Origin of the sequence: Pustulibacterium marinum (assembly GCF_900116665.1) — a bacterium.
Classification (GTDB): Bacteria; Bacteroidota; Bacteroidia; order Flavobacteriales; family Flavobacteriaceae; genus Pustulibacterium; species Pustulibacterium marinum.
In genome coordinates, this window is record NZ_FPBK01000012.1 from 25,494 (window position 1) to 49,379 (window position 23,886).

The following is a 23,886-nucleotide window of genomic DNA, read 5'->3' on the forward strand; positions in this document are numbered from 1 at the left end:
GCGTTTCCCTTCGGGTCAGGCTTTCGGTAGTCGCTTTTTGCACCTCGAAAAAAGGTGCAAAAGAGCTCCGACAATACCTCTATCCTTAACGCAGTTTATTTTTTAATCAAATAAATCTGAAGATAAATAACGATCACCACGATCACAAACTATTGATACAACCACGCCACTCTCCAAAGTTTCGCAAAGTTTTACCGCAGCTGCTGCTGCACCGCCACTGCTCATTCCCGCAAAAATACCTTCTTCTTTGGCCAACCTTTTGGTCATTTCTCTAGCTTCGGTATCGGTAACTTCAATTACTTGGTCTACTTTATCAGCATTAAAAATGGCAGGCAAATATTCTTTAGGCCATTTTCTAATACCTGGTATTTTAGCACCATCTGCCGGTTGCACACCTACAATTTGCACAGCTGTATTCTGTTCTTTTAAATAAGTAGAAGTTCCCATAATGGTTCCTGTAGTTCCCATAGAAGATACAAAATGCGTTACTTTTCCATCAGTATCTTTCCAAATTTCAGGACCCGTAGTTTTATAATGAGCTTTCCAGTTATCATCATTACCAAATTGATTCAGAGAAACATACCCTTCTTCTTTTACTTTACTTTCAGCGTAATCTCTGGAACCTTCAATCCCCACATCAGCTGGGGTTAGCGTAACTTTTGCACCATAGGCACGCATGGTTTGTACACGTTCTTTGGTAGAGTTTTCAGGCATTACTAACTCAATATCTAAACCAAAAAGTGTGGCAATCATGGCCAGTGCAATACCTGTATTTCCGCTAGTAGCTTCAATCAATTTGGTTTCTTTAGTAATATCTCCACGGTCCAAAGCACTTTTAATCATGTTATAAGCAGCACGATCTTTAACGCTTCCGCCGGGATTGTTTCCTTCTAACTTGAAATACAATTCAACATTTGGATTTTTCACCAAACTACTCGCTTTTGCTAAAGGTGTATTTCCTATGAGGTCTAAAATATGTTTACTCATTTTTTAATTCTTTTACTTTGATTTCTGGTGTGTGATACACCAATGAATTCGATGGAATTGACGCGGTAACCCAAACATTACCACCAATGATGCTGTTGGCTCCAATAATGGTTTCGCCTCCTAAAATAGTCGCGTTTGCATAAATGGTCACATTACTTTCTACCGTTGGATGTCGTTTTACGTTTTTCAGTTTTTTATCTACATATAAAGCACCCAGCGTAACTCCCTGATAAATCTTTACATTGTCTTTGATTACTGAAGTCTCACCTATAACAACTCCCGTCGCATGATCTATAAAGAACGATTTACCAATTTTTGCTCCCGGATGAATATCTACACCTGTAAGCTTATGCGCAAACTCTGTCATTAAGCGCGGTAATAGTGGAAAACCAACCTTATACAATTCATGACTCAATCTATAAACAGCAATAGCGTAAAAGCCTGGGTATGCGAGATAAACTTCCTCTAGCGAGTCAGATGCAGGGTCGTTTACTTCTATAGCATGCGCATCGGCATTTAAAAGATCTAAAATTTCAGGCAACTTATGTAAAAAGGTATCCCAAATTTTGGTGCAGTTTTTTGCTTCGTCCCAACAAACAATTTCGGCAATAGTGGTAAACTCTTTGCACAACAAATCTAAATGTTCTTCCAGATCTGTAGAAGCATCAAATAAACACTTGAAAATAAGATCTGTAAATACTTCTACACGTTCTTTCAACCTATAATTAATAGCTGGTTGTTTGCTCTTAATTTCGTTAATAATTTGATTTTTGTTCATAAGGCTTCATGTCAATTCTATTCAAAAGTATCAATTATCTATAACTATTTCCATACATTGGGATAGTTTTATCAATACTAAAAAACTAAAAAGTGTTATGAATAGAATCCCCGCTACTTTATTTGAATTTTTAGAAGGTTTAAAGAAAAATAATAATAGAGATTGGTTTGAAGATCATAAAAAAGAGTTCAAGTCACTTCAACAGGAAATGAAGCAATTTAACGAAGCTGTTTTTGAAGATTTAAAAACGCATGACGATGTAGATAGCTATAAGATGTTTCGAATCTATAGAGACGTTCGGTTCTCAAAAAATAAGACCCCTTATAAAACCAATTTTGGTTGTTCTTTTCATCGTGTAAAACCTGCTTTGCGCGGTGGTTATTATTTGCATTTGGAGCCAGATGCCTCTTTTTTAGCTATTGGTTTTTGGGCTCCGGAAAAAGATGATTTGTTCAGAATTCGAAAAGAGTTTGAAATGGATGCTGAAGAGTTTAGAGAAATTGTAGATGAAAAACAATTTAAAATTACTTGGGGAACTTTGGAAGGAGAGGAGTTAAAAACGGCTCCAAAAGGATTTGATAAGGAAGATCCAAACATTGATCTTATTAGAAAAAAACAATACGTTTTTACGAAGAAGTTTACCAATAACGAGGTGCTTTCAGAAGATTTTCAGCAAAAAATAGGCGAGAGTTTTACAACTGCCCGCCCTTTTTTAGATTTAATGAGTGATATTTTGACTACAGACCTCAATGGAGCATCTGTTTTGTAATTTACGCTACTTGTTCTTTATCAAATAGTTGTACTTGGTCTTTCAAGCGTTCAATAACAGTATTCATCATTCTCTTGTTTAATGAAGAAGAATTTTGAATATACGTTTGGTATTCTTCAACGGTAAATTGTCCGATGATCATACCTTTCAATGAATTTCTGAATTTAATGTCACGGTGAATCGCATTTTCAATGTAATTGAGTTGTTTTGGTAAACCTAGCGTGTAAAAGAAACCTTTGTGTTTGTTCACGTAATTGCGGAATGCTTCTACTAAAAGATCATTTTGTAATTTAATTACCGGACGTAATGTCTTGTTTTGAAATTGCTCATCTCTAGACATGTTATCCGTAACTTTTGCTGAAGGAATTTCAGGACGAACAGAAAGTAAGTCCTTTGTACGTGTGTCCATATAAAAGTAGTTTTCTTAAAGATACATATTAATGTAACGCACATAAACCAACCAAAGTATAGTTTTCAACGTGTTATAAACAAAATAACATTCTTTTAAGAACAGAGGGCTCAAAATCCTTGTAATTTTAAGAAAAAATAGAAGTATTATGAAATCTGTAAATCCGTTCAACGGACAATTATTATATGAATTTGAAGAGCTCAATGAGCCTCAAATTAACCAAAAAATTGAAGCTGCTCACAAAGTTCATCTAAGCTGGAAAAACACTACTTTTAGTGAAAGAAGCATTCTCATGCATGAAGCAGCAAACGTGCTTAGAAATAATAAAGAAGATTTTGGAAAGATCATCACATTAGAAATGGGAAAACCCATAACGCAGGCCATTGCTGAAGTAGAAAAATGTGCTTGGGTTTGTGAATACTATGCACACAATGCTGAAGATTTTTTGAAAAATGAATTGATAGAAACAGATGCTATTAAAAGTTATGTGAGTTACGAACCACTGGGAGTAGTATTTGCTGTAATGCCTTGGAACTATCCATTTTGGCAAGTATTTAGATTCGCTGCTCCTGGATTAATGGCTGGTAATACGGCAATTCTTAAGCATGCTTCTAACGTCATGAAATGTGGAGAAACCATTCAAAAAGTATTTGAGTTGGCAGGCTTTCCAAAAGATGTTTTTATCAATTTACCTATCAAAAGTGATAAAGTTGAGAACATTATAAAAAATCCGTTAGTGAAAGCAGTTACACTTACTGGAAGTAAACCTGCAGGAAGTATGGTAGCTAGCACCGCTGCGAAGGAAATAAAAAAATCAGTATTAGAATTAGGAGGAAACAATGCCTTTATTGTCTGCAAAGATGCTGATTTGGAAAAAGCAGTATCCACCGCTGTAAATGCTAGATATCAAAACACAGGACAAAGTTGTATTGCTGCAAAACGTTTGCTACTCCACGAAGCTATTGCAGATGAATTTTTAGAGAAGTATATAAATGCTATCAAAGAAAAGAAATCGGGTGATCCATTGGATGAAGAAACCTACATTGGCGTAATGGCTCGTGAAGACTTGGCGAAAGAACTGGAAAGTCAAGTGAATGATTCTGTAGCTAAAGGTGCAAAAGTACTTCTTGGAGGAAAAAGAGAGAAAGCATATTTTGAACCCACAGTGCTCACCAATGTTACCGAAGATATGCCGGTTTTTAAAGAGGAAACTTTTGGACCTGTGATTGCTGTGGTAACTTTTAAAACCTTAGAAGAAGCAATTACTATTTCAAACAATTCCGATTTTGGTTTGGGAGTTTCTATTTTCACCAAAGATATTGCTGGATTTGAAGCTCATATTTCAAAATTCAATGAAGGCGCTGTTTTTGTAAACGATATGGTAAAGTCAGATCCTAGATTACCTTTTGGAGGTGTGAAGATTTCCGGATTTGGTAGAGAATTGAGTCACCATGGAATCAAAGAGTTTGTAAATATGAAAACTGTGTATATCAATTAACTCATCGGTTTTGATGATTTCAAAATAGGTCAAAAAAAGAAAAAGAGATTCAAATGTATCTGAATCTCTTTTCCATAGTAATCAATTTAAACAAACAAATATTTAAGCCAGTTTTTTAATCTCTAAAGCTTATAGAGAAATTTTTTTGATGAAAGATTTGTTATCATACTTGATAATGAAGGTATAATCTTCGCTCATATCTTTCTTAAGTTCATACTTTTTAGAAAAGTCGATGGAACCGTTGTAAGTTTGCTCGTATAACAAGTTGTTTTCAGCATCTAAAATTTCAACAGTTACCGGAGTTTCGTTGATGTCAAGAATTTGTAACATTGCTTGATCTCCTCTTGTGTACATTACTGGTTTGTAAACTTCAGACAAAGCTTCTTCTGCCATAGTAATGTTGTTTTCAACAGTAATTTTGTGTGTAATTACCTTTGTAGCGGTTTCAGCTTCCAAAAAGTAAATACCTTTTGGTAAATAACTTAGATCATAAGTTCTGTTTACAACATCGTCGCTATTACCTTTCATGTTTTCAGAGTAAACTACTACTCCTTCGTCATTTTTTAATTCTAAAGAAACGCTTTTCGCATCATTTAAAACAAAACTGATTGTTTTTCCTTCTTCTTTAATTACCTTTAAAGAGAAATCCGTTGTGTTAGCAAATGTTGTTAAAGTGGTAAAGAACATTGCTACTGCTACGCTGGTTTTTAGTAACTTTTTCATAAGCGTGGGGTTTTAATTTTTAGTGAACTATTAATTACACTGCTAAAGTATAGTGTTAATTACACACAGAAAAAGAGTAAATTTTCAAATTTGTGTGCTATTTTAACATGAATACTAACTATGGTAGGGTAATATGGTAAAATTACACCACTTGGAGTTAATTGAGTATATATTGCATAACATCGGTTACATATTAATTTTTAAAAAAGGGGATAACTAATGAAGAATTTGAAACCAGCTTTTGAAGTGATTCAACCTTCGTTTGGAAGTTCATTTTCATACAATAGATTTAAAGAGAATACAAATAACAAAACCCACGTTTGGCATCATCATCCAGAGATTGAGTTGGTGTTTGTAAATGAGGGTAGTGGAAAACGACAAATAGGAAGTCATATTTCCTATTTTACAGATGGAGATCTTATACTTATAGGAAGTCATCTGCCGCATTGTGGTTTTACAGACAAAGAAACAGGAAATAAGAATGAAACCGTGATTCACTTGAAACCTGACTTTTTGGGGAATGATTTTTTCAGTCTTCCGGAAATGAAATCGATTTCTTCGATGATAGAGCAATCCGCAGCCGGAATTGTGTTCTTTGATGAAACCAAAAAAATTATAGGTGATAAAATAGAACAGATGGAATATCAATCTCCGTTTGAGAGATTGTTAAGTATGCTATCGGTTTTACAATCTTTGGCAAATTCTAATAATTACAAGATTTTGAATGCAAAGGGTTTTGCTATGGAAACTCAAATGCAAGACAATGATCGTATTAATATGGTATTTAATTATGTGAAAGATCATTTTAAAGAACAAATTGCATTGGAGGAGATTGCTATGTTAACAAGTATGACGGTTCCATCTTTTTGTAGATATTTTAAAAAGATCACCAACAAAACATTTACCCAATTTGTAAATGAATACCGTTTGGTACACGCATCAAAACTATTGGCAGAACAGCCAATGAGCATTACCGATATTTGTTTTGAAAGCGGATTTAATAATTTTAGTCATTTTAATAAATCGTTCAAAGCATTTACAGGGAAAAGTGCTTCGCAGTACAGACAAGAGTTGAAGAAAGTGATAAATTCAGAGAAATAAAAAGCGGGACTTTTAAAGTCCCGTTTTTGTTTTTATAAAGAGTTATATGTGAAATTCTTAAAATGAACTTTTCCGTTTCCAGTAGCAGTAAGTCCAATTCTTAGTGCTAAGAAACCGCTAAGTACATTATGGTGCATTCCTGAAACTTCGGCCGAGTTTTCGGTTTTTGTCCAGTTTTTACCATCGGTGCTATAATACATGTCTACCAGATTATTGGTATTTTTCAATCTTAAAAATATCTTTTTATTTTTTACTACTTCTTTTTCTGTTGGAAATTGCCATCCTCTTAAATTGGTAAGAATGTTTTCGCCGTCGGTTAAAATACCAGAGAATGCAGCATTGTTATAGAACAATACAATACCGCCCACAGCATCGCCTTCAATTTCTAATTCGATATCTGCAGTGTACGAATGATCGTGTGGCATGGTTAATAAAGGAGAGCTTCCGGCAATACCGTTTCCTTTTCCTTTTACAACTAAAGCACCATCTGAAAATGAATACCTGTCAGCTTCATATTCCTGAAAAAACTTCCATTGTGGTTGCAGCGTTCCAGCTTCAAAATCATCACTCAAACTAAAGCTACTTTTAGCTTTGCTTTTGGGTAATGGTAAATTGATAGGTTGACTCACATCTATGTTATCCGGAATTTTAAACCATCCATCTTTGGTCCATTCAACAGGTGATAGCATGGTTTGGCGTCCCATATTATAGAAGTCTTTCTCATATCCATGAAAAACCATATACCATTGTTTTTTGGGACCTTCAAAAATAGTTCCGTGTCCCATAGAATTCCACGTTTCTCCCGGCTTTTCAGTTCTGATGATAGGATTGTAAGGTGAATTTTCCCAAGGACCAAAAGGCGTTTTGGAACGTGCAGAAACTACCATATGTCCGGTTGCTGGTCCAGCAGTTCCACCTTCGGCAACGGTTAAATAGTAGTAATCTCCTTTTTTGAAAAGTTTAGGGCCTTCCATACAAAAACATTCAATAGACCATTCTCTGGGAATTTCCCAACCATCGTAGGTGTGTTTCAATTCACTGGTAACCGATAATCCGTCTTTAGAAAGCGCCACATAGCCACCATTGCTAAAGTATAAATAACGATTTCCTTCGTCATCAACCACATGACCAGGATCAATATTACCAATGTTTAAATTAATAGGTTCGCTCCACGGTCCTTCAATTCTATCTGACCAAATAACGTAGTTGGTATCTACGGCAGGAAAATAGATGTAATACTTTCCATTGTATTTGACTAAATCGGGTGCCCAAACTGAACCCACATAGGTTTGTAACGTACTTTGAACGGGTGTCCAATTGATTAAATCCTTGGAGTGAAAAATGGTTAAACCAGGATAATATTCAAATGAAGAATGAACAATATAATAATCGTCACCATCTTTTAGCAAACTCGGATCGGCATAATCTCCCGAAAAAATTGGGTTGGTGTACGTTTTTTTATTTTGATTTTCGTTGCGTTGGTATTGCGCATTTGTCACAAAACTGCACAAAACAATGAATGTAAGAATGAGTTTTTGTTTCATTGTTTATTTCGTTTCAATTTTAAACACAATCGCTTTATCGTCTACTTTTTCAGATGGAGTTGTAACATGCAATCCATCTTTGTCATGTGTATATTTGATGTGAGCTTTAGATCCTAATAAACTAACCGAAGTAATTTCAGGAATTTCATAGCTATTTGAAGTTGCAAAAGCTGTAAAATCAAAAGTAGTATCGGCTCCCGGCCATCCTAAAACAATCGCATAAATGGTTTTTCCTTTGGTAGTATACCTAACATCTTTGTTGGTGTAGGTAATTTTATCCAAAAACATCCCAGATTTTTCTTGTTTGGTTGGGCCTTCTCCAAATACATACCAAGGTTTGCTAGCATAAATAGCTTCTCCGTTGGTTTGTAACCAATCGCCAATTTCTAATAAAATGGCTTGTTGGTTTTCCGGAATAGTTCCGTCTGCTTTTGGCGAAACATTTAGCATTAATGCTCCATTTTTACTAACCACATCGGCCAACACGTGAATGATTTCTCCGGTTGATTTTAATCCTAAATCATTGGTGTAACTCCAGCTACCTACCGAAACGGTTTCGTCTGTTAACCAATAATCTTTGGTGATTTTGTTCATTCTTCCTTTTTCAAAATCTTCTAAACTTACCGATTTTGGCAATTCACCTTCTTTGTGTGTAATCACTACTCCCTGATTATTTTTGGCAGCGTGATTTACATAGTAAGCCACAAATTCTTTTTTATATTCCTCTGGAATTTTATCCAACTTGCTATCAAAATAGATAAGGTCAGGGGAGTAGTTGTCTATCACTTCTTCTAGCTCGCCCAACCAATTTTTGTAGAATTGTTCCTTTGGAATGTTTCCATACATAATACTGATGATGGAATCTGTTGATGAAGTTGGCATATCTGGATTGTACGGAAAATACGAAGTGTCATCTAACCACTTAGTAGAATCGTTTTGGAAAATTTGAAGATTTCGGGCTTTATGAAACGAAGCTACAAACTTCATTCCTTTCCCGTGAATGGCTTTTTCTAATTGACCTAACACATCTTTGTGCGGACCTTTATCGTACGCATTCCATGGATTAATCTTGCTTTTCCAGTTAGACCATCCATCGTGATGTTCAGCCACAACTCCGGCAAATTTAGCACCTGCTTTTTCAAAAAGAGTAGCCCATTCTTCCGCATTGAAATTTTCTGCTTTGAATTCGGGTACAAAATCATGATACCCAAAATCTTTTGGTTCGCCATAGGTTTCTACATGATGCTTGTACTCGTTTGAACCTACAATATGCATGTTACGCGGATACCAATCATTGGCATATGCCGGAACACTTAAAACGCCCCAATGTGCATAAATACCAAATTTAGCTTCGCGAAACCATTCCGGAGCTTCCTGATACTTAGCCAAAGAATCCCAATTGGCTTCGTAAGCGGGTTGCTCAATAGTTTCAGTTGGAGTTATTTTGGATTGATCGCATGCTGTGAACATGGCGATCAATCCAAATAACCCTATTGTGATGTTTACTTTTTTCATTTACAAAGTTTTCTCTAAAGTCAGTTTTTAAAGCTACTTACGGAATCATATCTGTCATAGCGTCTATCACATCAGGATAAACTTCCTCGGCTGTAGTTCTATTGAATAAGCCCATATCGTGGTTTCCTGTAGGACCATTATCCCAGTAAACTGGAACCATATCGTGTTCAAAAGCTGAATCTACTAAATACCCTAAATAATATTCCCAATAGGCATCAAACCCATCAACATTGGCTCTGTTTACCACACCAAATTCTCCTAAAATAACTCCAATACCATTGTCTACAAAGTTGGTTTTCATTTTTTGGAATTGTGCATCTAGATAATCTTCATTACCCCATCCAGCAGTTGCACTTGCATCTGCAGCATCATTACCCCATTGCCAAGCATCATCGTTACCAGTGTTTAGGGTGAATTCATACGGATCGTAATAGTGTACTTCCATTAACATTCTGTTTTCCACAGTATCTTCTGGAAGAGTTGCATAATCAACCGTATAATCAATATTGGTATTGAATCCTTGAATTACCAAGTATCTGTATGCATTTCTACCTCCGGTTGCTCTTACGGTGTTGATGAAGGTTTCGTTGAAACTATTCTGAACAGTATAATATTCTTCCGTAGGCTCACTATAATCTCCTTCAACCATCACTTCGTTGGTACCAGCGAACAATAAATGATAATCGTAATCTCTAAAGTTAATGGCAATTTGTTGCCACATAATGTTCAAACGGTTGTTTACATATTCCTGATCTGCATACGTAGGTTGCATCCATCCATTATCCCAGTGGATATTCACAATGGCATACATATCGTTATCAACTACATAGTCTACTACTTGTTGCACACGAGCCATCCAGGTTTCTGAAATGGTAAAATTTTCGGAATCTGAAAATTGACTCCAGGCCACAGGAATACGCACTGTGTTAAATCCAGCTTCTTTTATAGCTAAAATAAGTTCTTCGGTGATATACGGATTTCCCCAGGCAGTTTCTCCTCCAACGGCATCTAGCGAGTTTCCAATATTCCAACCTAAGCCCATAGTTTCTGTCAATTCTACCGCCGTCATTTCGCTCATTAAGGTAGCATCGTCTGGAATGTTTTCTTCAACAGGTTCTTCAATTGGTTCTTCTTCTTCTCCAGCTTCTTGAGTTACTGTAATAGTAATGCTTTCGTCTTCATCAGATACGGTAATTGTTCCGCTTCTTTCTTCTGTAACCGTGTTGGTTGCAGCTTGTACATTTAAACTTTTATAACCAGTACCTGAAGTTTCAGTGAAAGAAATCCAGTCTGCATCTGCAGTAATAGTCCAGGATTCAGTGGCGTTTGTTTTAATATTAAGAACTTTATAACCTCCCGTAGCTGTATAGGAAAATGAATCTGGAGTAACCGATAAAACAATGTTTGTAGTATCGTCATCATCGTCGCAAGCGGTTGTAAACATTAGCATTGCTAAGGCAACCATTAATAAACTACTGTACTTAAATATGTTTTTCATGTGAGTTTGTTATTTAATTTTGATTGTAATTGTTTCTGAAATATTTCTGGATGAATTTCCAATGTTGAAAGTGTAAGCTCCTTTTTCTACTTCCCATTTTTTAGAATCTACATTGTAGAAGGCTAACTCTTTTACAGGAATAGCTACCGTTACGGTATTGCTTTCACCCACTTTAATTGTTGTTTTATTGAAACCTTTCAACTCTTGCGCAGCACGTTGTACTTTAGAATCTTTCTTAGACATATATACTTGAACGACTTCTTTACCGTCAACATCACCTGTGTTTTTTACATCTACTGAAACAAAAATGGTGTCAGCTTCTGTATATTCAGTTTTGTCTGTTGCTGGATTGGTCATTTCAAAATTAGTGTACGAAAGTCCGTAACCAAAAGGATACAATGGAGCTACGTTTTTAGTATCAAACCAACGATATCCTACTAAAATTCCTTCGTCATAAGAAACCGTTTCATCTCCAGGGAAACTATTGGTAGCGTGTGCAGGTGAATCGTCAATAGAAATTGGCATTGTCCATGGTAATTTCCCAGATGGATTTACAGTTCCTAACAACACATCAGCTAAAGCATTTCCGCCTTCAGAACCATTGAACCAAGACCAAACAACAGCTTTTGATTGTTCGGTAACTTCTTTGATATCAAAAGGAGCTCCGGCAATGAAAACCACTACAGTATTTGGATTAACCGCTAATACTTTTTCAATCAATTCTTTTTGTCCGAATGGTAAATCTAAATTAGCTCTGTCCGATGCTTCGGTTTCATAATCACGGTTAGAACCTGCAAAAATTACAGCAACGTCTGAATTTTTAGCTGCATTCACAGCTTCTTCCACCATTTTTGGGTCTAAGTCGTTAATAGGAACCGGACCGTTTAAAGTAATGTCTCCTAAAACTGCTTTTTTATTTTCTGAATAACGTTCTTGGTATCCTTCAGCATAATTGATCTGAATTCCTTCCGGAAGGCGATTTTTCAAACCTTCTAAAGGAGTCACCTCTCTTTTGGTTTTTACTCCGGCACCGAACCCGCCTAAAGCATTTTTCTTCATGGCGTTGTTACCAATCACCGCAATACTTTTCACACCGTCTAATTGAAGTGGCAGGGTATTGGCTTCGTTTTTCAATAATACAATGCTTTCCGCAGCAATATTATAAGAATCTTTATAATGTGCTTCGGTACTAATGCTTCCTTTGGCTCTTCCTTTATCGTCTACACTTTTGATGGTGTACATCAATTGTAGAATCCTTTTAACTGATTTGTCTAATTCTTTTTCATCGATTTTTCCGTTTTTCACGTCTTCGATCAAAGCATCACCATAGTAGAATTCGTTGAATGGTTTTGGAGTTCCCATTTCTACATCGGTACCAGCTTCTAAGGCTTTTTTGGTATCGTGAACCGCAGCCCAATCCGAAATTACAATTCCTTCAAATCCCCATTCATCACGTAAAACTTTATTCAGCATATAATCGTTTTCACAAAGATATTCCCCACGGAATTTGTTGTAAGCGCCCATCATACTGTACGCATCCGCTTCTTGAACAGCTGCTTTGAAAGCTGGTAAATAAATTTCGCGCAGCGTACGTTCATCAATCTGAACATCTACATAATCTCTGTGTGTTTCCTGATTGTTCGCTGCAAAGTGCTTCACACAAGCTGCCACATCATTTTCTTGCAATCCAACAACAAAAGGAACGGCCAATTTCTTATTTAGAAACGGATCTTCTGTAAAGTATTCGTAGGTTCTACCACCTAGCGGAGTTCTGATGATGTTGATCGCAGGCGATAACAACACATCTTTGTCTCGGGCAATAGATTCTTCACCCACGCTGTGTCCAAATGTATAAGAAAGCTCCGGACTCCAAGTAGCCGCCACACTTCCTGCAGCAGGGTAGTAGGTTGCAAAATCGTTATCCCAACCGGCTGGTGCCCATGAATTACGAGAAATTTCTTCACGAACTCCTAAAGGTCCATCGGCCATGGTAAGTTCTGGTATGCCCAAACGTTCGATAGCAGCGGTAGCAAACATGGAATTTCCGTGTAGCATTCCTGCTTTTTCTTCTACCGTCATTTGCGCAATCAAACTATCAATTTTGGCATCAAAATCATGGGTAATTGGAGTTCCCTGATAGCTTTCTGCCACGTAAGTTGGAGCAGTTGCTGCTTCTGGTTTTTTATCAGTATCGCAAGAAGCTAGTAAGGTTGCTGCAATAGCGGAGGCGTATATCAAATTATTTTTCATGGTTTGCTATAGTGTTTTTACTGTTATTGTTTTTTTAAGTTGAATATTGTCAGATGCTTTTCCTACTAAGATTTGAATACGTTCGGGTTCTAATACAAAAGCTTGTTTGGCTACATCCCAATACCTTAAATCGTTTGCGTTAAGTGTTAAAGTAATTTCTTTTGAAGTTTCTTTTTTAATGAACACACGTTGGAAAGCTTTCAGCGCTTGCTGTGGTCGTGTTACTTTTGAATTTAGATGTTTTATATATAATTGAACTACTTCTTCGCCATCGTAATTTCCGGTATTTTGAACCGTTATGGATACTGAAATGGTTTGATCCGACTTCAATGTATTTTCGGAAACCTGAAGCTTGCTATACTTAAAATCAGTATAACTTAATCCATGTCCAAAAGCATACAAAGGATCTTTTTCAGCATACATATAGGTGCGTCCATTACGAATGTTGTAATCCATTAAATCGGGTAAGTCATTGATGTCTTTTACCCAAGTTTGTGTCAATCTTCCAGCAGGATTGTAATTGCCAAACAATACATCGGCCAAAGCAGTTCCTAGTTCCTGACTGTTTTGTGTCATGTGTACAATAGCCGGTACATTTTCTTGTGTCCAATTGATAGCATACGGAAAACTACTAATCAAACAGACTACGGTTTTTGGGTTGGCAGCATACACAACCTTTACCAAATCTTCGTATTCTGAAGTTAAAGATTGACGATCTACCGCTTCTTTTCCTTCACTTGGCACCGGACATTGCGCCCAACCTGCATTACAAGTTGCATGATTTCCGATAAAAATCAATGCAACATCAGCTTCGGCTGCAATTTTAGCTGCTTTACCATCTGCATTGTTTTTGGCAACGAGCAATTCAACCGAGTCGCCAACTTTTGCTTTGATACCTTCTAAAGCCGAAATAGTGTAGGGCGGTGTACCGCTGTACCAATCTAGCAACACTTCATCGGCACGAGGACCAATAATGGCTATTTTGGTAAGTTTCTTTTGGTTTAACGGAAGTAACTTTGCTTTCGGATCGTTTTTCAATAAGACGATTGATTTCTGAGTAGCTTCCAATGCCAATGCTTTGTGTTTATCAGAATTCCAAGGATCTTCATCAGTGTCTTTTCCAATATTTGCATACGGATTGTCTTCAGCATTATCTAACATTCCCAATTTCAACATCACTCTAAAATCGCCTTTTAAAACTTCGTCAATTTCAGCTTCGGTGAGATAACCGTTAGCCAAAGCGCCATAAACAGCTTCTGTATATTCATCTAAAAACTGATTAACGCCAGCTTTAATGGTTGCCGCAGCGCCTAGAAATTTATCTTCATAATAGTGGTGATCTGATAATAGTAATTGAAATGCGCCGCCATCGGTACAAATAATTCCGTTTTGTCCCCATTCGTTCACCGTGATGTCTTTTAACATAGGATGCACCATCGCCGGAATGCCATTTACTTTGTTGTAAGCCGCCATGTAAGCGCGGGAACCACCTTGTAAAATGCCCATTCTAAATGGAACCGAATAATATTCGCGCCACAAACGCTCATCAAAATCAGAAGAAGTATAAGTTCTGCCGTCTTCGTTAGAATTGGCTAAAAAGTGCTTCATTAACGAAGCAGTTTGCCAGTACTTTTCATGAGTTCCTTGCAATCCTTTTACAAAAGCAACGGTTAGGCTTCCTGTTAAAAACGGATCTTCTCCGTAGCTTTCTTCGGTGCGTCCCCATCTGGGATCACGCGCCAAATCTGCATTCGGAGCTCTTACTACGAGTCCGCCTCTTCCGTATTTTTGATAGGCAAAACGTGTTTCGTACCCTTCTGCTTCAGCCACTCTTTGTAACAAATCGGTATCCCAGGTTTCCCCTAAACCATAGGCTTGCGGAAACTGAGTTGTAGGTTGCGGAGCTTTGGTTTTACTGTCCCATTCAGCAGGTCCGCCCAAAGCCAAGCCATGCAAACCTTCTACATGTTCGGTTCCTTGAACGCCTAATCTTGGTACGGAAGGATTGGTACTTAAGCATTGTACTTTTTCATCTAGCGTCATTAGTGACAACAAGTTTTCAATACGTTTTTCTGAATCTAAGTTTGGATTCTGAAACGGATATGGAACGTCTTGTGCCCAGCTATTGCAGATGCAGGTTAAAAAGAAACAATATGTAAGAATGTTTTTCAATTCAACAAGTTTGAAACCGGATGCTTATGAAAACATCCGGTTGAATGATTTATAATTTTTTGAAACGAATGGCTGCTCCACCACCAGCACCTAAATGCAATGGTAATTTGTCTGTAGCTTTCACTTCTTTTTTAGAAATTCCAACTGCTGCAGGATTGTTATCAATATCAGTTCCTTCAGCATCTGTGTACATTTGCGCTTCGTAAGTTCCTTCACCTAAGAAAGAAAGATCTAATTCAAAATCTCTTGCTTTTTTGTTGGTGATACTTCCTAAATACCAATCATCAGAGTTTAAATCTTTACGAACGGTAGTTACGTATTCGCCAATTTCAGCATTTAAGACTTTAGTATCTTCCCAATCTGTTGGAACATCGGCTAAGAATTGAAATGCAGGATGCCCAATATAGTTTTCTGGTAAGTCGGCCAACATTTGAATAGGAGAGTAGATAACCACGTATAAAGCCAATTGTTTTGCAGCTGTAGAGTTGATTCTACGATTGTTGAAACCTTTGGTTTCCATGATATCTAAAACTCCTGGAGTAAAGTCCATTGGTCCGGCTAACATTCTTGTGAATGGTAACAATACCGTGTGATTTGGAGGATTTCCTTCGCTCCACGCATTGTATTCTTGTCCTCTTGCACCTTCGCGTGCCATCATGTTAGGATAGGTTCTACGCTCTCCGGTATCTTTGATAGGCTCGTGGAAGTTTACAGTCAATTGGTATTCCGCTGCTTTTTCTAAAACCCAACGGTAATATTCTACACCAAACTGACTTCCGTGCCATTCTTTCATGTTTAGTTTATCACCAACCTGACCAATTTTTACATCGTGAATGCCTAAGTCTTTATACAACTGCATTCCGGCATCAATTTGTTTTTTGTAGTTGATAATGTTCGATCCTGTTTCGTGATAACCAATAATTTTTACATCATTTTTGTTTGCAAAATCCACTACAGTTTGATAGTCAAAATCATCTGTTGGTTCTGTAAAACTGAATTCATGCATTTTGTTTTCGTACCAAGCTGGTGTCCAACCTTTGTTCCAACCTTCTATCAACATATGATGAATACCTAGCTCATTAGTTTCTTTGATATCCTGAATACAATTTTCAGTACTGGCTCCGTGTTTTGGACCTTCCCAGAACGTGTATTTGCTAATGTGCATTCCCCACCACATTCCTGTGTATTTGTAGGTTTCAATGTAGCTTAGGTCTTCTAGTTTGTTAGGTTCGTTCAAATTCAAGATCAAATAAGACTCTACTAAATCTCCAGGTTTTTGACCAATTTGTAACGTTCTCCATGGGGTTTGAAAGCTTTCTGTAGTTCGTACTTTTACACCATCATGCCAAGGCATTAAATCTAAATCTAACTTGGTTCCTTCTTTTTTGGCAATCGTATAACTCGCATAGTTTTTCAAATCAGCTTCGTGAAAACTTAAGTACAAACCATCATCACTTTTAATGGTGTATGGCGTATGTACAGTATCGATAGCGCTTACTTTTGTTTGGGTAAATAAATGCTCGTATCGGTTTGATTTGTAGGCAGGAATCCACCAAGAATCTCCATCATCTTTTAAATTGAATTCAGTCAATTCATTCATGATAATGATGCTGTCATTTACGCCTTGTTTAGGGAAAACATATCTGAAAGCAATTCCGTCATCAAAAGCACGAAATTCAATATCTAGTTTTCTTTTTTTCTCTGTTTTTTCCTGAAGGTGAACCGTTAATTGGTTGTAATGATTTCTGATGTTATGTTTTTCTCCCCAAACCTGTTCCCAAGTTTCATCAAAGGAAGACTCTTCGGTATCTATAATTTCTAGATTCGAAGCAATAGAATCTTGGTCTTTGAAAACAAAACCTAGTTTTGAGGGCGTAATAACCGAAGTTTCTCCGTGTTTAACGGAATACGTTGGGAAATTGTTTTCTAATGAAAATGTAATGGCATTTGCACCTTCCGGAGAAGCAACTGTGAATGTTTTCTCTTGGGTAGTTTCTTGTGAACAAGAAACAATTGCCAGTGCCAAAGTAGAAATTACTAAAGATTTTTTAATCATTTTGGTAGCTGTTTTGTGTTTGTGTTTTTTATGAAAGCAGCAGTATCCTGAAACGAATAAACCCTTAAAAATGTTTCAGAATACTGTGATGCTTCTTGTTTTATTTTATCCATTCTATTTTGAAGGATGTTTGACCTTCTAATGGATTATTGTTCAATTCAAATTTGTTTCCTTTTTTGCTTACTTCTATAGTTTGAAGCGCTTCGCCGTTTGGTAAATACACAATTCCGCTAGCTGTATTTGTAGCTTCATCTGCATACACTTTCAAGGTTAATTTACTCCAATCCATGTCTTTTGTAGTTTGTGCCAATTTAATATGTGGTAGTACTGTTCCACTTTTCACCAAAGCAATGATCGGAATATCACCAGCTTTGATTTTGTGCCAACCTGCTTGGTATACTTTCTTGGTTTGATAATCTATCCAAGTTCCTTCTGGAAGGTATACATCACGCTCGGTTTCTTCTTCGAAAAGTGGAGCTACTAACATGCTGCTTCCAAATAAATATTCGTTGTCTACCAACCAAGATCCTGCATCATCTGGATATTCTACAAAAAGAGCACGCATCATAGGTAAACCTTTTTCAGAACTTTCTTTGGCTTGCGCGTAGATGTATGGCATTAATTCGTAACGCATATTATCTGCTTTGCGGAAACCTTCTAAAAAGTCTTTGCTGTATTCCCATGGCTCTGTTGGTGGTTCTCCGTGGCTACGTACGTGTGATGTTAACATGCCAAACGGTGTCCATCTTCTGTACAAAGCTTCTGGAGATTTGGTAACAAATCCACCTACATCATGACTCCAAAAACTGAAACCACTCAACCCAAGTGATAACCCTGCGCGCAGCGTAGCAGACATTGCAGTGTTGGTTGTAGCCGCATCGCCACCCCAATGAAGTGGATAGCGTTGACTACCAGCCCAAGTACTTCTAGCCCAAATAAGCGTATATCCTTTTTCTTTTTTAGTAATATCGGCAACCGCTTTGTTGTAACGTAGCGGATATAAATTGTGCTCGTAAAAGCCAGTTCTGCCATTGCTGTAAATGCCGCTAACAGGTGCTGCTTCTCCAAAATCAACTTTGAAAACACTCACACCTTGATCAAATAAATGTTTCAATTTTCCTTGATACCAATCAACAGTTTCAGGATTTGAAAAGTCTAACACCGCATCTTCGTACGGAATGTTTCCTTTTCTGTCTTTTACTGCATAACCATTTTCAACAATTTCATTAAACAAGGTGTTTTTTGGTGTGAAGTAAGGTAGTTGCCATAAACATACATGGAAACCATCGTCTTTCATGTCTGAAAGCATGTCTACAGGATCATTGAAACGTTCGGAAGCAAACTCGTAATTGTTTCTCCAATCCACATCAAACCAACCGGTATCAAAGTGAATTACATCACTTGGAATTTTATATTTGCGAAGGTTTTTAGCAATAGCTCTTCCTTCATCTTCAGAAAAATAGGTGATTCTACTCATCCAAAAACCGAACGACCAAAGTGGTGGCATGGCTGCTTTTCCGGTTAAATCGGTATACTCGTCTAAAATATCTTTTGGTTCACCAAGGAAGAAGAACAAATCGGCAACATCATCACCAATCATCATTTTGTTGGCACCACTAAAATATTTACCAAAATCTACAGTGATAGGAGTAGAGGTGTGCATGAAAACGCCATATCCGCGGCTACTCATGTAAAATGGAATAGGCTTGTACATGGTTTCGTTTTGCACGCCATTAGCATCGTCGGTGTACAGAACTACTTTTTGTCCGCGCTTATTGAATTGCGTAAACGATTCTCCACAACCAAAGATTTTTTCATCCGGTTGCAAGCTCATTACAGCCGCATAACTTCTGCTGTAATCTTCGTTTCTTCTTACGTATGAAAATGGTAAAACAGGCGTATAGGTATTTTGCACATCGCTATTGTGTAAAGTACTAGTTAGCAATTTTCCTTTTTCATCATAAATATTGATGTGCCATGGTTTGCTAATGATTTCCACTTTTCCATGATCACTTGTATACGTGTATCCTTCAGCAGTTTTTTGAGATTTCCATAACTCTGGATGGTTTGGAGCCACGCCGTCTACCAACATTAAAGATTCCTCTGGTTGATGGAATTGCGGACCCGATTCCATTTTGATGCGAACCGTTCTATCTGATACAAACTGAATTTGAAAAGGCAATTCTGGCGAAACAGCATATTCTGTAGCAGGAAATTCGTTGGCTGGAATAGAATCTGGTTTCATCAACATATTGTTGAATGCCTGACGCGTTTTGTACTCGTAACGCTTATATTTTACAGTTCCTTTTCCTGTGGAAGGATCGAAAGAAGTCAATTCATCTGCAAAATAAAAGGTGTTTTGGTAGTTCTCAAAATCTTTACTCACATCAATCGGCTCGTTGAGCGTTTGGCCATTCTGAATCTGTGCATTTACAGACCCAATTCCGGCCAAGCCCATAAAGGCGAGTGAAATTTGAAGTAGGGTTATTCTTTTCATATTGTTTGCTGTTTGTTTTATAGTTTGTTCAATGTTAGTAAGAACACATCGTTTTCGCGCATTGGAATTTCTACCGTATGTTTTCCACGTTTTTTGATGGTGATTTTTTCAACCTTTTCCGGTGCTCCGTTACTAATTTCTTTTAGTTCAGAAACCTGACTTCTAGTTAATTGATCAGGTGCTCCCATTTCAATGTAACGCGTGTAAGGATCGTTTTTCTGAAAACCAACCTGATATGTTTTTACTTCATAGGTTCCTTCTGGAAGGTGTTTCAAATCAACCGTCACAGTTCCTTTGGCTTTTGCTGGTAATTTTTGCGAATAATAGGTTTGATTCAATTCGGTATCTTTTGGAAGCGTATACGTGAAATCCCAAAACAACACTTGTACATTTCCGGAAGCATCTATAGTAGCGAACGATTCAGCATCTTCATTGCTTAATTCTGTTGTTCCTAATCCGTTCAAAAACTCATAAGCATAATAAGCCGATTTTTTGATGCCTTGCGTGTTCATTAAACCAAAACCACCATGAAAAGGAGTAAATCTTGGTCCGGCTTCTTCAAAAATATCAGTGAAAACCCAATACGACATGGAGTTGGCAGCCGGGCCAATTTGCTTGATCTTTTGAAGAATATAGGCTGCTTGGTGGTAACTATCATGAATAGGATCTGCAGGAGTGTACGAAGAACTCCATTCGGTGTAGTGCAATTCTAAGTTTTGTTTAGAAAGGCTGTCCATCTTTTTACGAACGTTGATCACTTCACCACTAACGCTCATTTCATCCTCATTTAACACGGTTCCAGAGGTTCCAAACTCATCTAAGAAACCTTGTTTTACACCATAGGAATGCGTAGAAATATAATCGATAGGAACGTTTTTTTCATTGGTATATGCAATAGTTTCTTCAACCCAACCATTACCGGCAGTTGCTGGTCCACCAATTTTGTATTCAGGATTTACGCTCTTTACGGCTTCGGCAGTGTATTTGTAAAGTTTGAAATATTCTTCTTGTGTTCCAGCCCAAAATCCGTCTAAATTTGGTTCGTTCCACACTTCAAAATACCAGGTTTTTACTTCTTCAACCCCGTAACGTTCTGTCCAGTGATTTACCATGTCTGTCACCAACGCTTTCCATTTTTCATAATCGTTCGGTGGCGTGATGTTTCCTTTCCACCAGAAAATAGTTTTATCGCCACTGGCTAAATAATTAGGCATAAAACTGATCTCAACAAAAGGTTTCATTCCAATTTCCAGAATGTAGTCATACAACACATCGATGTATTGATAATTGTATTGTGGATTTCCTTTTTCGTCTAATTTATACACGCCCATATCATCGGTTAACAAGCCATGCATTCTTATGTATTTAAAGTCACAATCTTTTTTAACTTCGGAGAGTTGCTGTTGCCAATCGGCACGTAAACCTTCGTTGGCTCTTCCGGCACCAATACACTCTTTGAACATGGTGTTCAACGGACCTTCAGTTTTGTTATAATCTAACGAAATAGTGCGTTGCTGTGCTTGAACTAAAAAAGTAAGACAGCCTAAAATAGAAGCGAGTATGTGATTGTTTTTTTTCATACTGTTTGCTGTTATTTCGTTGTTATAGAAATGGTATTTGTTGCTAAGCCATCAGCGCTTGCTGTTAGTTGAATGGTTCCTGCTTTTTCTGTACTTTGTACAATCACCAAACATTTTCCGTTAAGCGCTTTATGAGAAGTGCCTTTGAATGATTCGTGATTGGTAGGATCTCCACTGGCAACGCCCACAATTTCTCCCGGACCTTCTACACTAAAGCTAATTTTATGGTTAGCTCTTGGCGCTATTGTGCCGTTTTTATCTGTAATATTTACTGTAATAAACGAAAGATCGGAACCGTCTGCAATGATATTTGTTCTGTCGGCAAGCAGTTCTAATTTTGCAGGTACATCGGCCGTTTTTATTTCGGTTTCTTTGACAATGTTTTCATCTTTTCTAGACACTGCTTTAAGTGTTCCGGCTTTAAAAGGGAAGCGCCACATTACGTGTAAATCATCACCTTTTTTGCTTTTCACACCCATGGATTTTCCATTCAGAAATAACTCAACTTCGTCTGCATGGTTGTAATACGCCCACACATCTACCGTTTGACCTTCTTCCCAATTCCAATGTGGTAATAAATACAGTACATCTTTATCTGTCCATTCACTTTGATACATATAATAAACATTTTTTGGAAAACCAGCCAAGTCTACAATTCCGAAATACGAACTTCTCGATGGCCATTCGTACGGAGTAGGTTCACCAATGTAATCGAAACCTGTCCAGACGAACATTCCTGATAAGAAATCATGTTTTTTGATGACTTTCCAGGTAGTTTCATGCAACGAACCCCAAGGCGTTCTCACTTGGTCGAAAGCAGAAACGGTGTTGTCATCGTTTCCGTCTGTGAATTTGATATCCCAACGAACCGGCCAAATTTTGGTAGTATCCGAAGGAAATTCGTAATATCCTCTGGTTTGCAAGCCAGAAGTAGTTTCGGTAGCAATGAAAGGCGTATTAGGGAAATTCACCTGATGTTTAGGATAAGTTTGATGCGCATAGTTATAACCGATGATATCTAAAGCGCCAGAACCAGCTAGTGCGTTTGGTTTATCAGCTGTATTTTCGAATTGAACAGTTACACTTTCGTCGGTTACGTGAACTGGTGGATTCATCGCAGCTGTTACGTAGCGTGTAGTATCTAGATTTTTAACAATTTTTGAAAGTTCACGACCAATTTCGGCACCGCGCTCGCTCCATTGTTCCGGGATTTCATTACCAATACTCCACATGAATACACTTGGATGATTTCGATCTCTAAGAATTAAATCTTCTAAATCTCTTTTGTGCCAAGCTTCCCAAAAGTTGGCATAATCATAGGTGGTTTTCTTTTGTTCCCACATGTCATAGGCTTCGTCCATGACAATGAATCCCATAGAATCACACAGATCTAATAATTCTGGAGCAGGAGGGTTGTGAGAAGTTCTGATACCATTCACACCCATATCTTTCATAATTTGTAATTGACGCTCTAGCGCTCGTGTATTTATAGCGGTACCAAGTGGACCTAAATCGTGGTGTAAACACACACCTTTGATTTTTACTTGTTCGCCGTTTAGAATGAATCCTTTTTCAAGATCAAATGTGAAATTTCTGATTCCGAAAGGGGTTTTATATTCGTCAACCAAGTTTCCATCTGCATAGATTTCTGTAATTGCCGTATACATTTCAGGATGCTCTGGAGACCATAACGAAGGATTTTCTATAGTTCCTTCCGTACTGATTTTCAAATGTTCATTACCAGAAATGGATTTTTTAATTTCAGAAAATGATACTATTTCTGAGTTATCTTTATAGATGGTTGTTTTGGTTGTAATGTCTTTTTTATCAGGATAATTATTTGCAATGGTTACTTGCAGATTTACGCTTGCCGATTCTTTATTTACCATTGGCGTGGTAATAAAAGTTCCCCAATGTGCTACGTGTATTTTATTTGTAGTTTTTAACCAAACATTTCGGTAGATTCCACTTCCGGAATACCAGCGAGAGTTGGGTTGATTGCTGTTGTCTACTTTTACCAGAATTTCGTTTTTCTGATCTCCGTAGTTGAGGTAGGGAGTAAGGTTGTATTCAAAACTACTATAGCCATTTGGTCTCTTGCCCAAATAATTGCCGTTTATCCAAACTTCACTATTCTCATACACACCATCAAAAGCTATAGAAGTAAGTTTGGTACTATCATCTACCGTAAATGTTTTTTTGTACCACGCTAAACCACCACGCAACGCTCCACCACCAAATCCGGTAGGGCTATTGATATCAAAAGGTTGTTCAATACTATAGTCGTGTGGGAGATTCAAGTTTCTCCAAGTTGTACTATTGGAGATAGTATCGTTATCGGTACTATCGTTCAAATGAAATTGCCAGTTGTTGTTGAAACTAACTTTTCTTTCTTGAAGCAGTTTTACTTCTTTACCAGAATTGCACGCTGATAAAGAAATAAAAATTACTAAAAAGGTAATTGGTTTTATGAGTGATTTTAGGCTATTCATTTGCTTTATGAATGTTA

16 protein-coding genes are annotated in these 23,886 nt (G+C 37.3%); 3 read left to right on the plus strand and 13 right to left on the minus strand.

The window, feature by feature from the left end:
• Positions 1 to 102: 102 nt before the first annotated feature.
• Entirely contained in the window at positions 103 to 987 is an 885-nt protein-coding gene (cysM, locus tag BM383_RS14280) for a cysteine synthase CysM (protein ID WP_093025826.1), read from the minus strand.
• Positions 980 to 1,765, minus strand: coding sequence for a serine O-acetyltransferase EpsC (epsC, locus tag BM383_RS14285; RefSeq protein ID WP_093025827.1), 786 nt, complete (start codon positions 1,763 to 1,765; stop codon positions 980 to 982). The genes cysM and epsC overlap by 8 nt, the downstream gene beginning before the upstream one ends.
• A gap of 97 nt (positions 1,766 to 1,862) precedes the next feature.
• Between epsC and BM383_RS14290 the strand changes: the two genes are divergently transcribed.
• The gene (locus BM383_RS14290; protein WP_093025828.1) at positions 1,863 to 2,534 is read left to right on the plus strand and encodes a DUF2461 domain-containing protein; all 672 of its coding nucleotides are present in this window, start codon (positions 1,863 to 1,865) and stop codon (positions 2,532 to 2,534) included.
• A 1-nt stretch (position 2,535) separates the two neighbouring features.
• Here the strand turns inward: BM383_RS14290 and BM383_RS14295 are convergent, their stop codons facing one another.
• A complete protein-coding gene (locus BM383_RS14295; RefSeq protein WP_093025829.1) occupies positions 2,536 to 2,943 on the minus strand; it encodes a glyoxalase in 408 nt (135 codons plus the stop codon).
• Positions 2,944 to 3,088: 145 nt separating this feature from the next.
• Between BM383_RS14295 and BM383_RS14300 the strand changes: the two genes are divergently transcribed.
• The gene (locus tag BM383_RS14300) at positions 3,089 to 4,441 is read left to right on the plus strand and encodes an NAD-dependent succinate-semialdehyde dehydrogenase (RefSeq protein ID WP_093025830.1); all 1,353 of its coding nucleotides are present in this window, start codon (positions 3,089 to 3,091) and stop codon (positions 4,439 to 4,441) included.
• Between the two features lie 129 nt (positions 4,442 to 4,570).
• On the opposite strand, the gene BM383_RS14305 is transcribed toward BM383_RS14300, so the two are convergent.
• Positions 4,571 to 5,164: a T9SS type A sorting domain-containing protein gene (locus BM383_RS14305; protein WP_093025831.1), complete on the minus strand. Its 594-nt coding sequence runs from the start codon at positions 5,162 to 5,164 to the stop codon at positions 4,571 to 4,573.
• A gap of 219 nt (positions 5,165 to 5,383) precedes the next feature.
• On the opposite strand from BM383_RS14305, the gene BM383_RS14310 reads away from it, so the two are divergent.
• Entirely contained in the window at positions 5,384 to 6,265 is an 882-nt protein-coding gene (locus BM383_RS14310) for an AraC family transcriptional regulator (RefSeq protein WP_093025832.1), read from the plus strand.
• Positions 6,266 to 6,297: 32 nt separating this feature from the next.
• On the opposite strand, the gene BM383_RS14315 is transcribed toward BM383_RS14310, so the two are convergent.
• From BM383_RS14315 to galB, 9 genes are all read right to left on the minus strand, one after another.
• The gene (locus tag BM383_RS14315) at positions 6,298 to 7,809 is read right to left on the minus strand and encodes a family 43 glycosylhydrolase (protein WP_093025833.1); all 1,512 of its coding nucleotides are present in this window, start codon (positions 7,807 to 7,809) and stop codon (positions 6,298 to 6,300) included.
• A 3-nt stretch (positions 7,810 to 7,812) separates the two neighbouring features.
• A complete protein-coding gene (locus BM383_RS14320) occupies positions 7,813 to 9,324 on the minus strand; it encodes an alpha-L-fucosidase (RefSeq protein WP_093025834.1) in 1,512 nt (503 codons plus the stop codon).
• Between the two features lie 37 nt (positions 9,325 to 9,361).
• Entirely contained in the window at positions 9,362 to 10,822 is a 1,461-nt protein-coding gene (locus BM383_RS14325) for a cellulase family glycosylhydrolase (RefSeq protein ID WP_093025835.1), read from the minus strand.
• Between the two features lie 9 nt (positions 10,823 to 10,831).
• The gene (locus BM383_RS14330) at positions 10,832 to 13,072 is read right to left on the minus strand and encodes a glycoside hydrolase family 3 C-terminal domain-containing protein (protein WP_093025836.1); all 2,241 of its coding nucleotides are present in this window, start codon (positions 13,070 to 13,072) and stop codon (positions 10,832 to 10,834) included.
• 6 nt (positions 13,073 to 13,078) lie between these two features.
• Positions 13,079 to 15,244 carry a glycoside hydrolase family 3 C-terminal domain-containing protein gene (locus BM383_RS14335; RefSeq protein ID WP_245766597.1) on the minus strand — a complete coding sequence of 722 codons (2,166 nt, stop codon included), beginning with the start codon at positions 15,242 to 15,244 and terminating at the stop codon, positions 13,079 to 13,081.
• Positions 15,245 to 15,293: 49 nt separating this feature from the next.
• Positions 15,294 to 17,300: a glycoside hydrolase family 97 protein gene (locus BM383_RS14340; RefSeq protein ID WP_093025838.1), complete on the minus strand. Its 2,007-nt coding sequence runs from the start codon at positions 17,298 to 17,300 to the stop codon at positions 15,294 to 15,296.
• A gap of 100 nt (positions 17,301 to 17,400) precedes the next feature.
• Positions 17,401 to 19,797, minus strand: coding sequence for a glycoside hydrolase family 31 protein (locus tag BM383_RS14345; RefSeq protein WP_093025839.1), 2,397 nt, complete (start codon positions 19,795 to 19,797; stop codon positions 17,401 to 17,403).
• A 17-nt stretch (positions 19,798 to 19,814) separates the two neighbouring features.
• Positions 19,815 to 21,377, minus strand: a complete 1,563-nt coding sequence (locus tag BM383_RS14350) for a GH39 family glycosyl hydrolase (RefSeq protein WP_093025840.1) — start codon at positions 21,375 to 21,377, stop codon at positions 19,815 to 19,817.
• Between the two features lie 11 nt (positions 21,378 to 21,388).
• Complete coding sequence (gene galB / locus BM383_RS14355; RefSeq protein ID WP_093025841.1) at positions 21,389 to 23,869, minus strand: beta-galactosidase GalB; 2,481 nt, start codon at positions 23,867 to 23,869, stop codon at positions 21,389 to 21,391.
• Positions 23,870 to 23,886 lie beyond the last annotated feature (17 nt).

What these genes read in the sequence shown, in the direction of transcription:
- cysM (WP_093025826.1), bottom strand. Translation starts at nt 987, where the DNA reads ATGAGTAAACATATTTTAGACCTCATAGGAAATACACCTTTAGCAAAA.
- epsC (WP_093025827.1), bottom strand. Translation starts at nt 1,765, where the DNA reads ATGAACAAAAATCAAATTATTAACGAAATTAAGAGCAAACAACCAGCT.
- BM383_RS14290 (WP_093025828.1), top strand. Translation starts at nt 1,863, where the DNA reads ATGAATAGAATCCCCGCTACTTTATTTGAATTTTTAGAAGGTTTAAAG.
- BM383_RS14295 (WP_093025829.1), bottom strand. Translation starts at nt 2,943, where the DNA reads ATGGACACACGTACAAAGGACTTACTTTCTGTTCGTCCTGAAATTCCT.
- BM383_RS14305 (WP_093025831.1), bottom strand. Translation starts at nt 5,164, where the DNA reads ATGAAAAAGTTACTAAAAACCAGCGTAGCAGTAGCAATGTTCTTTACC.
- BM383_RS14310 (WP_093025832.1), top strand. Translation starts at nt 5,384, where the DNA reads ATGAAGAATTTGAAACCAGCTTTTGAAGTGATTCAACCTTCGTTTGGA.
- BM383_RS14315 (WP_093025833.1), bottom strand. Translation starts at nt 7,809, where the DNA reads ATGAAACAAAAACTCATTCTTACATTCATTGTTTTGTGCAGTTTTGTG.
- BM383_RS14320 (WP_093025834.1), bottom strand. Translation starts at nt 9,324, where the DNA reads ATGAAAAAAGTAAACATCACAATAGGGTTATTTGGATTGATCGCCATG.
- BM383_RS14325 (WP_093025835.1), bottom strand. Translation starts at nt 10,822, where the DNA reads ATGAAAAACATATTTAAGTACAGTAGTTTATTAATGGTTGCCTTAGCA.
- BM383_RS14330 (WP_093025836.1), bottom strand. Translation starts at nt 13,072, where the DNA reads ATGAAAAATAATTTGATATACGCCTCCGCTATTGCAGCAACCTTACTA.
- BM383_RS14340 (WP_093025838.1), bottom strand. Translation starts at nt 17,300, where the DNA reads ATGATTAAAAAATCTTTAGTAATTTCTACTTTGGCACTGGCAATTGTT.
- BM383_RS14345 (WP_093025839.1), bottom strand. Translation starts at nt 19,797, where the DNA reads ATGAAAAGAATAACCCTACTTCAAATTTCACTCGCCTTTATGGGCTTG.
- BM383_RS14350 (WP_093025840.1), bottom strand. Translation starts at nt 21,377, where the DNA reads ATGAAAAAAAACAATCACATACTCGCTTCTATTTTAGGCTGTCTTACT.
- galB (WP_093025841.1), bottom strand. Translation starts at nt 23,869, where the DNA reads ATGAATAGCCTAAAATCACTCATAAAACCAATTACCTTTTTAGTAATT.